Below are 11,626 nucleotides of genomic sequence, written 5' to 3'. Positions count from 1 at the left end.
CGGAGGCGGCGTCCGCGCAGTCCTGCGCGCGCACGGGCAGGGCCGACAGGCGCAGGCAGGCGGATTCCGGCACGGCCTCCACCTTGATGTTGATGAAATCGGGGTTTCCCTTGCCGTGGCGCTGGGCGCGGGTCACCAGATCATGGGTTAGCGCGGGCACGCCTTGCGCCCCGACAATGCGCTCCGCCCCGGAAATATGCTCTTCCTCACCCCGAACCTTTCGGCTGGCGCGCATTTTCACGCTGAACAACTGCATGCCGTATCCTGTCCTTGATTCTCATGGCCGCCCGTATCCGGCGCGGCCTGCCCAGCATGCCAGACTTGCCCCGCGCGGTCGAGAGGCCCGGCAAAAGGCCGGACGCAAGCCGGCGCGCAGGGCCTTCAGATATGGCTCACGCGCTCAGGGCTCCCTTCATCCGCATGACATTCCTGCGCGGCGGATTGCCGAACAGGCGCTTGTATTCCCTGATGAATTACGTCGGGCTTTCGTAGCCCACGGCAAAAGCGGCCTGGGTCACATCGTGCCCGCCGGACAGCATGAGGCGCTGGGCTTCGCTGAGGCGCAGGCGCTTTTGGTACTGCAACGGGCTCAATGTGGTGATCTGCTTGAAATATTTGTGAAAGGTCGATGGAGCCATATTGGTTTGCCCGGCCAGCTTTTCCACCCGCAACGGCTCTTTGTAATTCTCTTTCAGCCAGGATATGGCCCGCGAAATCTGGTTGCCCTGTGAGCCCAGGGTATTGAGGCTGCGCAGAATGCCGCCGAACGGACCCGCAAGCAACCGATAATGGATTTCATCCAGCAGGAGGTTTTCCATGACAGGAATGTGCTCCGGCGTTTCCGTCAGTTCGAGCAGACGCAAAAACGCATCCAGCAAGCCGGGACCGACAGCCTGCACCGCCGCCCCCCTGGGCGCGGCGTCGCCGGGGGACGGCGGCGGCACCCTGGCCGCAAGGTTCGCAATACGGGCGGCGTCCAGATTCAGCGACATGGACAGGTACGGCTTTTCCTCGCTGGCCTCCATGACGCAACTGGTGACCGGCATGTCCACCCCGGCCACAAAGCAGACATTTTCGCCGTAATGGTACTCATCCCCGCCGATTCTTACCAGCTTCCGTCCCTGGGCCACCACAATGATCACCGGCTGATAAAAGTTGGGCCAGGGATCGGCGCTGCTTGTATTGCAATGCAGCACGAAACCTTTGACCGCTGTGGGATAATTTCCCGCCCCCGGCGCCCCGCCAAGCAGTTTCGCCCTGAGCACGGCCCAGTTCCTGTCCGCATCCACACGTCTGTTTTCCGCCATACAACGCCTCCTTCCTGATCCGTTCTCTCCTCCGCCGCCGTTTCTCGCCGCAACATTTTCCAGGAGAATCAGGCAGATGTGAAAAACTCCGCGCACATGTCTTTTCAGGGACAGCCATATATATTCGTATAATTATCCGAATCACGGATCAAGTGTTTTTCATTCAGCTATAGAGAAACAGGCAGAAAACAGAGAGGAATGTCTCTATCTCCCGGGCCGGGGCGCAGCTATAAGAGCATGCAGCATTTGAAATGCTCGTTTGCGACGGGCAAAGCCCGTCTACTCGCATTTCGCGGCAAGGATTTGTCTGCGAATCCTTGCGGAGCGGCTCACGCATGAAATGCGTCAACCGCTCTGGCGCATCCCATGAAACGCCGTTCGCATCGCGGACATAACCCTGAACACAGGAGAAAACAGATCATGAAAAAAAGACGGCTGGGAAAAAGCGGCCTGGAAGTATCGGCCATCGGCATGGGCTGCATGGGCTTCAGCCACGGCTACGGCGCTGTGCCCTCCGAAGGGGAATCCATCAGGCTTATGCGCAAAGCCTATGACGAATACGGCTGCACCCTGTTCGACACAGCCGAAGTGTATGCGACCTATGCCAATGAAGAGCTGGTGGGCAAGGCGCTGAAGCCCATTCGGGATAACGTGATCCTGACGACAAAGTTCATGCCCGTTTTCCTGCCCGGCCAGGAAATTCCGGAGGGAAAACTCAGCCGGAAAGGACTCAGGAACGCGCTTGAATCCTCTCTGAAACGCCTGCAAACCGAGTATATCGATCTCTACTACGAGCACCGGGTCCCCGAGGACAGCGATCCCGCGGAAGTCGCCTTCTGGATGGGCGAACTCATTCAGGAGGGCAAAATCAGGGCCTGGGGGCAATCCGAACCGACGGCGGAACAGATCCGCATTGCGCACGCCGTAACGCCCCTGGCCGCCGTGCAGAATGAATATTCCCTCATGCAGCGGCGGCCCGAAAAAGAGGTGCTGGCGACCTGCCAGGAACTCGGCATCGGTTTTGAAGCCTACTCTCCCATGGGCGGCGGTTTTCTCAGCGGCAAATACGACAAGGATACGAAGTTTACGGGCGATGACGTGCGGCGCGTCATCACACGATACAGCAGGGAAAACATGGAAGCCAACCAGTCGCTTCTTGACCTGCTGCGGGCCTATGCCGCGGAGAAGCGGGCCACGCCCGCGCAACTCGCCCTGGCCTGGCTGCTGCACAAAAAAGACTTTATCGTGCCCATTCCCGGTATGCGCAAGGACGAACGCCTGGCGGAAAACTTCGGCGCGACGGACGTTGCCCTGTTGCCTGAAGAACTTGCCGAGATCGACAAGGCCCTGGGCAAGATCGCCATACACGGCGACAGAAAAGACAGCGACATCGTCAAACTGGGTACGGTTCAATCCGTTATTCTCGAATAGCGATGCAACTCTCCGTACAGGAGAGATGATCGGAACATGCACGAAACCGGGCAGAGAATAAACCGGGCGACCTACAGCCCGACGCAAAAAAAACGGGCCGGACGCGCGTCATATCGCGTCCGGCCTGGAAAACAGCTCACGCCCGAAGGCGGAGATACGGCTTTAGAACTTGGGGAAGAGTTTGGCGTCCACCGGCTTCAGGCCCTTGAGCAGAGCCTTGGCGCTGTCCAGGGAGCTGCCGAGCACCGTGGTCACGGCAAATTCCTTGCCGTTGGAGCCGAACCAGGACATGCCCTTGCCGGCCCCCTGGCTGAACGAACTCTCATACAGGCCGTTCTTTTCCACCGGATCGCTGGGCGACATGCCGCCGTTCTTCATATTGGCCACGGTCTGGGTGGCCGCGTCCTTGGCGGACATGCCGTTGGCCACCACCGTGATGGTCACGGCGCTGCCGTCCTTGCCGCTGACGAACAGGGCCATCAAAGCGCCGTTGCCTTCCTGCACGGGCTGGGGCTGGGTCCAGTCAGCGGGCAGGTCAATGCTGAAATATTTGGTTTTCACTTCCGCGGCCTGAGCCGGGGCGGCCAGAGCGACGGCCAGCACGGCGGCCGCGACCAGCAGGGAAATCCTGCCGAAAAACTGCAACATGAAAGTCTCCTTTTACAGAAAAAACAAAAGATTATGACGCATGACAACGTCCGGCCAGACCTAATACCATCTCTCCCCGCTGGCAAGTAAAAAATCACGGACGACAGGGCCGCCCCGTAACGCCTCCCCGCAGTTCCCGCGCCCGGTGCCGGGACTTGCGCCCCGGTCTTTTTTGGGCAATACTGCTCCCCCGAATCCACAAGGGGGCTCTAGCATGCAAGACGTCAAAAAAGTCGTGCTCGCCTATTCCGGCGGGCTGGATACATCCGTTATTCTCAAATGGCTCATTGAAACCTACCATTGCGAGGTCATCACCTGCACCGCCGACCTGGGCCAGCCCGAGGATCTTTCCGGCGTGGAGGAAAAAGCGCTGAAAACCGGCGCTTCCAAAGCCTATGTGGTTGACCTGCGCGAAGAAATGGCCCGCGACTTCGTCTTCCCCATGATGCGCGGCGCGGCCCGCTACGAAAACCGCTACATGCTGGGCACCTCTATCGCGCGCCCCTGCATCACCAAGGCCCTTATCGACATCGCCCGCAAGGAAGGCGCCGACGCCATCGCGCACGGTGCCACGGGCAAGGGCAATGATCAGGTGCGCTTCGAATTTTCCGCCAAGGCCCTGGCCCCGGAAATCCGGGTCATCGCGCCCTGGCGCGAGTGGGATCTCATGTCCCGCACGGCCCTGACCGCCTTTGCCGAAAAGCACGGCATCTTCATTTCCAAAGAGGCCAAGCGCTACAGCATGGACGCCAACATGCTGCACACTTCGTTTGAGGGCAGCGAACTGGAAAATCCCGGCAACGCGCCGCACGAAATCTGCCACGACCGCTGCGTGCCCGTGGAACAGGCCCCCAACGAACCTGAAATTATCGAAGTGGGCTTTGAGGCGGGCAACCCCGTTTCCGTCAACGGCCGGAAGCTGTCGCCGTACACCATTATCAAAACCCTGACAGAACTGGCGGGCAAGCACGGCATCGGCCGCGACGACATGGTGGAAAACCGCTATGTGGGCATGAAGTGCCGCGGCGTGTACGAAAATCCGGCGGGCACCCTGCTCTTCGCGCTGCACCGCGACCTGGAAGGCATCTGCATGGACCGCGAACTGCTCGGCATCCGCGACATGCTGGCCGTGCCCTATTCCCACGCCGTATACAACGGCTACTGGTTCTCGCCCGAGCGCGAAGCCATGCAGGCCTTTTTCGACAAGTCGCAGGAGACGGTCACCGGCACCGTGCGCGCCAAGCTCTACAAGGGCGGCGTGTGGCCCCTGGCCCGTACCTCTCCCTACTCGCTCTTCTCCGAGGATCTGGCCACGTTCGAAGGCGGCGACTACGACCACAAGGACGCGGCGGGCTTCATCCGCCTCAACGGCCTGCGCCTGGGCATGTACGCGGCCATCAGAAACAAGATGGCGAAATAGAGCATTCCAACTTTGAAATGCAACGCGTTTCAAAGATAATCCGGTCCAGTCCCGTGCCGGCACGACCGCAAGGCCCCGCTCCCGCTTCGGCACGGGCGGGGCTTTTTTATAACGGAAGCGCTGATTAATGAAGATTTTTGTTCTCTGCCCGCGCCCGGCTCGCTCCGTGCGAAGGTCGAATATATTTGAATATACTCCCTTCGCCCGGAGTTTCCCGTCCTTGGCAGAGAACAAAAATCTTCATTAATCAGCGCTTCCAGCAATGAGGAACGCACGATGAAAACCAATCAGAGTTGGGGAGGCCGTTTCGCCGAAGGCCCCAAAGAGGCCGTGGCCCGCTATACGGATTCCCAGACCTACGACCGGGCGCTCTACGCCCAGGATATCCGCGCTTCCCGGGCTCACGCCCGCATGCTGGGCCGCCAGGGCGTGATCACCCCGGAAGAGGCGCAAATTCTGGCGGACGGCCTGGACAGGGTGCGCGCCGAGATCGAGTCAGGCGGCTTTGTCTGGAAGCCGGAACTGGAAGACGTGCACATGAACATCGAGGCCCGGCTCACCGAACTGACCGGCGATGTGGGCAAAAAGCTGCACACCGGCCGCAGCCGCAATGATCAGGTGGGTCTGAGCTTCCGCCTTTTCGTAGCCGACAGGCTGGACATCTGGCGGCAGCGCGCCGCCGCGCTCTGTGCCGTGCTGGTCAAACGCGCCGCCGAGCATCAGGGGGACATCCTGCCCGGCTGCACGCATCTGCAGCCCGCCCAGCCCGTGAGCCTGGCCCAGCATCTGCTGGCCTATGCCTGGATGTTCCGGCGCGACGCCCTGCGCCTGACCGACACGCTCAAGCGGGTGCGCATCTCGCCCCTGGGCGCGGCGGCCCTGGCCGGCACCACCTACCCCCTGGACCCGCAGAGCGTGGCCGACGAGGTGGGCTTTGCGGAAATTTACGGCAATTCCATGGACGCCGTATCCGACCGGGATTTCGTACTGGAAGCCCTGTTCGACGGCTCCGCCGCCATGATGCACCTTTCCCGCCTCTGCGAGGAAATCATCCTCTGGGCCAATCCGGCCTTCGGTTTCGTGAAGCTGCCCGACGGCTACGCCACGGGCTCCTCCATCATGCCGCAGAAAAAAAATCCGGACGTGGCCGAACTGATGCGCGGCAAGACCGGCCGGGTCTACGGCGCGCTCACGGGCCTGCTCACGGTCATGAAAGGCCTGCCCCTGGCCTATAACCGCGACATGCAGGAAGACAAGGAAGGCTTCCTGGACGCGGACCGCACGGTGGAATCCTCCCTGCGGCTCATGGCCGGGATGCTGGAGGAACTGACCTTTCGCACGGACCGCATGCGCGAAGCCTGCAAGGCGGGCTTTCTCAACGCCACGGAACTGGCCGACTATCTGGTGGGCAGGGGCCTGCCCTTCCGCGAGGCGCATCATGTCACCGGCCAGGCCGTGGCCGCCGCCGAACGCGAAGGCAAGGGCCTGGAAGACCTCACCCTGCCCGAATTACAGGCCCTGGAACCGCGCATCGACAGCGACGTCTACGCGGTGCTGGATTACGCGGCGGCCGTGCGCCGCCGGGAAACGCCGGGCGGCACGGGTCCTCGCTCCGTGGCGCGTCAGCTGGAACAGCTTGAACTGTGGCTTGCCGAGCAGGAGCAACGATGAGCACGACCGGCTCCGACAAGGCCACGGGTTGGAAAATTCCGTTACTGTTCTGCGCCACGGTGATTCTGATCGTGAGCGTTGTCGCTCTCTGGCGGTATCTGAGCCGCCCGGAGATTCCGACTCTGGATCCGGGCCTGCTGGAACAGGCCCGGGCCCTGCATATCGACCTTGAGGCCGACGCCTGGGGCCGATCTTTCAAAAATCTGCTCGTGGACAGCGCCGCCGGCTTTGCCGGGCACGCCCAGAAAGACGCCAAGGTGGAACTGCTGGCAAGGGAAGCCATGGGATCGGGCCGTTTCGACGGCGCTTGCGCGGCCTCGGCACTTGTTTATAATGATTACAAACGCGACGGCCTGCTGGCGGATATGGTACGCCGCACGGCCAATGACTGCGCCGACCTGCCCTGGGGCGCCTTTGCCGCCAAAAAGATGAACGGCGCGGGCGTGCGGGTCGACGCCCACGTTCTGCTCAACACTCGCTGGCGCGAATGTGCCGGTCGGACGGCGGACCGCTAGGAGTTATAGCACATAACGCATACACGCGACCTGCCAACCAACGCTATAAGGAAAGAATCATGCCCGACGCCCTTCAGACGGAACTGACCCGGAAGCCGACGCCTGAGCCGGTTGAAGACACCGCCCGCTGGCCGGAATGGGCGGAAGAGGCGCGTCTGGACGACGAACTGACGGCCAAGGCCTATGAGGCCACGCCGCCTTCCTGCCGGGCCGCCCTGAAAACCGGTCTGGCCCTGGCCCACATGCATTTCGGCCAGAGTCAGGGCTGCCTGCGCGAAGAGCGCCGGGACGGCCATCTGGGCTTCTGGCGGCATAGGGCCTCGTTTCCGGCTCCCTGGGCCGTTCTGGCCTTTACGCCCGAATACGCGGCCGCGGCCCGGTTGACGGCGGCCTGTGCGCCCGCCCTGCTGGCCAACGTGCCCCTGGTGGGCGCGGTCTGTGTGGGCGGCACGCCCCACGGCGCGGCCCTGGTCAGTCTGGAACTCAGCGGCGTGGAAGACATTTTCTGCCTGGACAAAGCCGGACTCTGCGCCCTGCTGGAAGAAAGCCAGCCCGGTCCGGGCCGACTGGTTCTGCTGCACAAGGGGGAACTGGACAGCGTGGCGCACACGGCCCGCGTGCTGGGCCTGCCCTGCTATGAGGAACGCCGGGCTCCGGCCCTGATCCTGCCCGAGCCCGAAGCCTTTGATCTGGATATTCTGTCTTTTGCCCAGGGCGACGCTCTGGAGCAGGCCCTGGAACCCGCGCGTCCCGCCCTGCCCTCGGCCATTTACCTCAGGCCCGAGGCCGCGCGCGGCCACTGCAGGGCCCACCGCCACGGTCCTTTCCGCTATACAGGCTCGCTGGCCCTTTCTCCCGGCTGCGAAGGCTTCTGGCTGCACGAGGATCTCACGCCGGACTTTTTCACGGTTTCACGCCAGGCTTTCGGACCGCTGTAAAAGGAAAAGGCGGGACGCTTTGAACGCCCCGCCCAGACGGACTTACCGCCGCTACAGCCACGAATCTTTTTCAGGCTTTCATGCCGCGCTTGGAAGCCTTGAGAGGGTTGATTTTCTTCTTGGCATCCCCTTCGCCGATTTTCTTCACCCGATGCTGGTTGGCACTGGTCAGGGCCGCCGTGTCCAGTTGCAGGGCCTCCAACCGAGCGGACATGCCGACGCGGGCCGCGGAATAACGGTTGGGATCCGCCAGACTGCTGTCCAGATATTTCTGTGTGGTGAGGTAAAGCCCTTTCTCGTCAATGGCGAGCAGATACTGCGCGCCGTTTTCCTCGACGCTTTGAATGACCATGTCCGAGGTGCTTCCGAAACGATTGACCATATGTTCTCCTTGGGCTGAGCATTTCGTAGAGACACACTCTATATAAAATGAAATTCATTTTCAATATGTCAACCCAAATTAACTCCCACTGTCCCTACCCTGGCAGAAAAAGACTTTTTCCGCCCCCCGCGCACCGAGCAACAGACCGTAACGCGGCAGACGTTTTCCCGTGTCAGTCAGGCCGCACGCACGACGGCGCACAGGCCGGCGTGCATTGTGGATCATACCTCCACATTCAGCTTCTGGCCCACGCCGGTGGCCGCGATGCGCAGTTGTTCGGCCATCTCCGTGGATTCCTGCAAGGTTTTGCCGATAATCAGGTTGCTCATGACCTGCTGCGGCGCAATGCCGTCGCGCAACAGTTCCTCGGTGCTCTGGAAGGTGCCGTTGTCCTGTATGGCTTCCATAGGCGCTCCTTCTCCCTGTTCCCCATTTCTCTTTTCGGCATTCCGCCTCGAAACATTAGGCTCCCCGTCCCCTTTTTCGCGAAAATGACAACGTCTTGCGTTCCGGCTGAAACTGGACCATTCTGAAAAAGTATAAGTCATGGCGTCCGCAAAGGGCACGGCAAGGCAAATACTCCGCAGCCGGAACCCCGGCACGGGAATCACCGGCCTGCCGGGCCGACAAGTCAAGCAAGGATGTGCTGTGAACAGGATCAATCTGATATGTCTCGGTGTGCGGGACATAAAAAAATCTTTGGCCTTTTACAAAAATATCGGCTTCAAGACCTATGAAAAAGCGGACCAACCGGTCGTTGTTTTTTTCGACAACCAGGGCAGCAAACTGGAACTCTATCCTCTTGAGGAACTTGCCCGGGACATAGATGCCGAAAATCCGCCGCCGCTTTCACAGGGCGGCTTCGCCGGCATGACCCTGGCCTGCAATATGAAATCCAGAGAGGAAGTCGACGTCTTCATGAAAATGGTCCAAGAGCACGGCGGCGTGATCGCCAAACAGCCAAGGGACGTTTTCTGGGGCGGCTACAGCGGTTACTTCCGGGATCCGGACGGCTATTACTGGGAGGTTGCCTATGGCCCGGACTGGAAATTTGATGCGCAAGACATGCTGCGGATTGAAGACGCGGACTAGTACGGCGTGCCCGCGGGACTCGGAATACCTCATCCGTGGTTAACCTGCTCCAAATACAAAATCACTCTGCCCACGGCAGGAGAGCGAAATGCCCCTGGGGTTTCGCGCCCGCCCTTGCCGTGGGCCTGAAAAAACCGTACCACTGAAGCAACGCCACCCAGCCGGAGCCAGCCATGCCCCCAATCAGCGACATCCGTAATATCGGTATTATCGCCCATATCGACGCGGGCAAGACAACTCTTTCCGAGCGTATGCTGTTCTACAGCCGCAAAATTCACCGTATGGGCGAAGTCCACGACGGTGCGGCCACCATGGACTATATGCCCGAGGAACAGGAACGCGGCATCACCATCACCTCGGCCTGCACCTCCTGCCAGTGGCGGGAGAAAATGATCAATCTCATCGACACGCCCGGGCATGTGGATTTCACCATTGAGGTGGAGCGTTCTCTGCGCGTGCTGGACGGGGCCGTGGGCGTCTTCTGCGCCGTGGGCGGGGTGGAGCCGCAGTCCGAGACGGTCTGGCGGCAGTCCGAGCATTTCGCAGTGCCCAAGATCGCCTTTGTGAACAAGATGGACCGCCTGGGCGCGGATTTCGAAGCCGCGCTGGAGGCCATACGCCGCCGCCTCCAGACCAATGCCGTGGCCGTCACGGCCCCCTTGGGCCAGGGCGAATCCTTTGCCGGGGTGCTGGATCTGATCAGCGGCGAAACCCTGACCTTCGATCCGGCGGACCAGGGCCGCACCGTGCTGCGCGTGCCGTTCAGCCCGCGCGAGGCTACGCTGGCCGCGCCCTGGCGCGAAACCCTGCTGGAAAAACTGGCCGAGGCCGACGACAAATTTCTGGAGCTCTGGATGGAAGGCTCTTTCAGCCGGGAGGATGTCCGCGCCGCCCTGCGCCGCGCCACGCTTTCCCGCGGCCTGACGCCCGTGCTCTGCGGCTCGGCCCTGCGCAATGCGGGTGTTCAGCCCGTACTGGACGCTGTCTGCGACTATCTGCCCTCGCCCCTGGACGTGCCCGCGCCTGTGGGACGAGATGCGCAAGGCCGCGAAGAAGCCGTGGAGCCGGACCCGGACGCGCCGCCCGTAGCCCTGGTCTTCAAGGTGCTTATGGAAAACGGGCGCAAACTTTCCTTTCTGCGTCTCTATGCCGGGCAAATCAGGGAAGGCGACTCGCTGCGCAATGTGACGCGGAAGAGCGACGACCGCGTGGGGCGCATCTTCCGCCTGCATGCCGACCGGCGCGAACAGCTCGAATCGGCCTCGGCCGGGGAAATCGCGGCGGTGGTGGGCCTGCGCACGGCCCATACCGGCGAAACCTACGCCGCGCGGGCCCGCGAACTCGTGCTGGAATCCATTGAAGCCTACGCCCCGGTGCTCACTCTAGCGCTGGAGCCGCGCAACGCCGATGAGGGCAAAACCCTGGATGAGGCCCTGGCCCGCTATGTGGAGGAGGACCCCACCTTCCAGGTCAGCCTGGACGATGATTCCGGCACGCGCATGATTTCCGGCATGGGCGAACTGCATCTGGACGTGCTGCTGGAGCGCATGCGCCGCGAATACGGCATCAGCCCGCGCGCCGGACAGCCGCAGGTGGTGCTGCGCGAAACCGTGCGCAGGGAAGCCGAGGCTGAAGCCGTCTTCGACAAGGAGTTGGGCAAGGAGCATCACCAGGGAGCGGTGGCCCTGCGCGTGGCCCCCCTGCCCCGCCATACGGGCAATCAGGTGACGGTGGGCGATTTCCTGCCCGCGGATCCGCAGGAGGCCCGTAAAATTCTGCCCCCGGCCCTGCTCCAGGCCGCCTTGGACGGCGTGCGCGACGGCCTGCAAAGCGGCGAGCTGACCGGCTGGCCTCTGGTGGACGTGGCCGTGACCCTGACCAATGTGGAGCGGCGCGAGGGCCTGACCACCATACCGGGCTGTCACATGGCCGCCGGACAGGCTTTGCGCGAGGCACTGTCCAAAGCCGCGCCCGTGGCCCTGGAGCCCGTCATGCGGGTGGAAATCAACGTGCCCGAGGATTTTCTGGGCCCGGCCATCAGCCTGTTCACTGCCGCCGGAGGCAAAGTGGAAGACCTGGAGGACCATGCCGGGCGCAAGCTGCTGCGCGGCACGGCCCCGTTGCGCCGTCTGTTCGGCTTCTCCACCTCCTTGCGCTCGGCCACCCAGGGACGGGCCGGATTGATGCTGGCCTTTGACCGTTTTGATCTGCCCTGAGGCCGC

At 62.0% G+C, this 11,626-nt stretch carries 12 protein-coding genes; 7 read left to right on the top strand and 5 right to left on the bottom strand.

Annotated features, from left to right (window positions below):
• Together HMPREF1022_RS18485 and HMPREF1022_RS06245 are read right to left on the bottom strand one after the other, a co-directional pair.
• Window positions 1–256, bottom strand: a 256-nt coding sequence (locus HMPREF1022_RS18485) for a 6-carboxyhexanoate--CoA ligase (protein ID WP_009302375.1), incomplete at its 3' end; no start/stop codon positions are given.
• A gap of 217 nt (window positions 257–473) precedes the next feature.
• Window positions 474–1,307, bottom strand: coding sequence for an AraC family transcriptional regulator (locus HMPREF1022_RS06245; protein ID WP_009302374.1), 834 nt, complete (start codon window positions 1,305–1,307; stop codon window positions 474–476).
• Between the two features lie 420 nt (window positions 1,308–1,727).
• Between HMPREF1022_RS06245 and HMPREF1022_RS06240 the strand changes: the two genes are divergently transcribed.
• Window positions 1,728–2,738, top strand: coding sequence for an aldo/keto reductase (locus HMPREF1022_RS06240; protein WP_009302373.1), 1,011 nt, complete (start codon window positions 1,728–1,730; stop codon window positions 2,736–2,738).
• A 162-nt stretch (window positions 2,739–2,900) separates the two neighbouring features.
• On the opposite strand, the gene HMPREF1022_RS06235 is transcribed toward HMPREF1022_RS06240, so the two are convergent.
• A complete protein-coding gene (locus HMPREF1022_RS06235) occupies window positions 2,901–3,386 on the bottom strand; it encodes a hypothetical protein (RefSeq protein WP_009302372.1) in 486 nt (161 codons plus the stop codon).
• A 214-nt stretch (window positions 3,387–3,600) separates the two neighbouring features.
• Between HMPREF1022_RS06235 and HMPREF1022_RS06230 the strand changes: the two genes are divergently transcribed.
• From HMPREF1022_RS06230 to HMPREF1022_RS06215, 4 genes are all read left to right on the top strand, one after another.
• Window positions 3,601–4,806 carry an argininosuccinate synthase gene (locus tag HMPREF1022_RS06230; protein WP_009302371.1) on the top strand — a complete coding sequence of 402 codons (1,206 nt, stop codon included), beginning with the start codon at window positions 3,601–3,603 and terminating at the stop codon, window positions 4,804–4,806.
• 276 nt (window positions 4,807–5,082) lie between these two features.
• Window positions 5,083–6,477: an argininosuccinate lyase gene (gene argH / locus HMPREF1022_RS06225; protein WP_008684881.1), complete on the top strand. Its 1,395-nt coding sequence runs from the start codon at window positions 5,083–5,085 to the stop codon at window positions 6,475–6,477.
• On the top strand, window positions 6,474–6,992 hold the full coding sequence (locus HMPREF1022_RS06220) for a hypothetical protein (protein WP_009302370.1): 519 nt from the start codon (window positions 6,474–6,476) through the stop codon (window positions 6,990–6,992). Before argH ends, HMPREF1022_RS06220 begins: the two co-directional genes overlap by 4 nt.
• A 59-nt stretch (window positions 6,993–7,051) precedes the next feature.
• Entirely contained in the window at window positions 7,052–7,930 is an 879-nt protein-coding gene (locus tag HMPREF1022_RS06215; protein WP_009302369.1) for a hypothetical protein, read from the top strand.
• Between the two features lie 70 nt (window positions 7,931–8,000).
• Here the strand turns inward: HMPREF1022_RS06215 and HMPREF1022_RS06210 are convergent, their stop codons facing one another.
• Together HMPREF1022_RS06210 and HMPREF1022_RS06205 are read right to left on the bottom strand one after the other, a co-directional pair.
• Complete coding sequence (locus tag HMPREF1022_RS06210) at window positions 8,001–8,312, bottom strand: hypothetical protein (protein ID WP_009302368.1); 312 nt, start codon at window positions 8,310–8,312, stop codon at window positions 8,001–8,003.
• Between the two features lie 221 nt (window positions 8,313–8,533).
• Window positions 8,534–8,719, bottom strand: coding sequence for a hypothetical protein (locus HMPREF1022_RS06205; protein ID WP_009302367.1), 186 nt, complete (start codon window positions 8,717–8,719; stop codon window positions 8,534–8,536).
• Between the two features lie 241 nt (window positions 8,720–8,960).
• Here HMPREF1022_RS06205 and HMPREF1022_RS06200 point away from each other — a divergent pair, with 241 nt between their 5' ends.
• Together HMPREF1022_RS06200 and fusA are read left to right on the top strand one after the other, a co-directional pair.
• On the top strand, window positions 8,961–9,404 hold the full coding sequence (locus HMPREF1022_RS06200) for a VOC family protein (protein WP_009302366.1): 444 nt from the start codon (window positions 8,961–8,963) through the stop codon (window positions 9,402–9,404).
• Between the two features lie 173 nt (window positions 9,405–9,577).
• Window positions 9,578–11,620, top strand: a complete 2,043-nt coding sequence (fusA, locus tag HMPREF1022_RS06195) for an elongation factor G (RefSeq protein ID WP_008684896.1) — start codon at window positions 9,578–9,580, stop codon at window positions 11,618–11,620.
• The last annotated feature ends 6 nt before the right edge of the window (window positions 11,621–11,626 follow it).

The sequence above is a fragment of the Desulfovibrio sp. 6_1_46AFAA genome, assembly GCF_000224635.1.
Taxonomy (GTDB): Bacteria; Desulfobacterota; Desulfovibrionia; order Desulfovibrionales; family Desulfovibrionaceae; genus Desulfovibrio; species Desulfovibrio fairfieldensis.
Note: the sequence above shows the minus strand (reverse complement) of the source record. Positions and strands in the feature narration are given on the sequence as shown.

Bases quoted from the DNA above. Each gene is read 5' to 3' on its own strand.
- HMPREF1022_RS06245 (WP_009302374.1), bottom strand. From the start codon at position 1,307: ATGGCGGAAAACAGACGTGTGGATGCGGACAGGAACTGGGCCGTGCTC.
- HMPREF1022_RS06240 (WP_009302373.1), top strand. From the start codon at position 1,728: ATGAAAAAAAGACGGCTGGGAAAAAGCGGCCTGGAAGTATCGGCCATC.
- HMPREF1022_RS06235 (WP_009302372.1), bottom strand. From the start codon at position 3,386: ATGTTGCAGTTTTTCGGCAGGATTTCCCTGCTGGTCGCGGCCGCCGTG.
- HMPREF1022_RS06230 (WP_009302371.1), top strand. From the start codon at position 3,601: ATGCAAGACGTCAAAAAAGTCGTGCTCGCCTATTCCGGCGGGCTGGAT.
- argH (WP_008684881.1), top strand. From the start codon at position 5,083: ATGAAAACCAATCAGAGTTGGGGAGGCCGTTTCGCCGAAGGCCCCAAA.
- HMPREF1022_RS06220 (WP_009302370.1), top strand. From the start codon at position 6,474: ATGAGCACGACCGGCTCCGACAAGGCCACGGGTTGGAAAATTCCGTTA.
- HMPREF1022_RS06215 (WP_009302369.1), top strand. From the start codon at position 7,052: ATGCCCGACGCCCTTCAGACGGAACTGACCCGGAAGCCGACGCCTGAG.
- HMPREF1022_RS06210 (WP_009302368.1), bottom strand. From the start codon at position 8,312: ATGGTCAATCGTTTCGGAAGCACCTCGGACATGGTCATTCAAAGCGTC.
- HMPREF1022_RS06205 (WP_009302367.1), bottom strand. From the start codon at position 8,719: ATGGAAGCCATACAGGACAACGGCACCTTCCAGAGCACCGAGGAACTG.
- fusA (WP_008684896.1), top strand. From the start codon at position 9,578: ATGCCCCCAATCAGCGACATCCGTAATATCGGTATTATCGCCCATATC.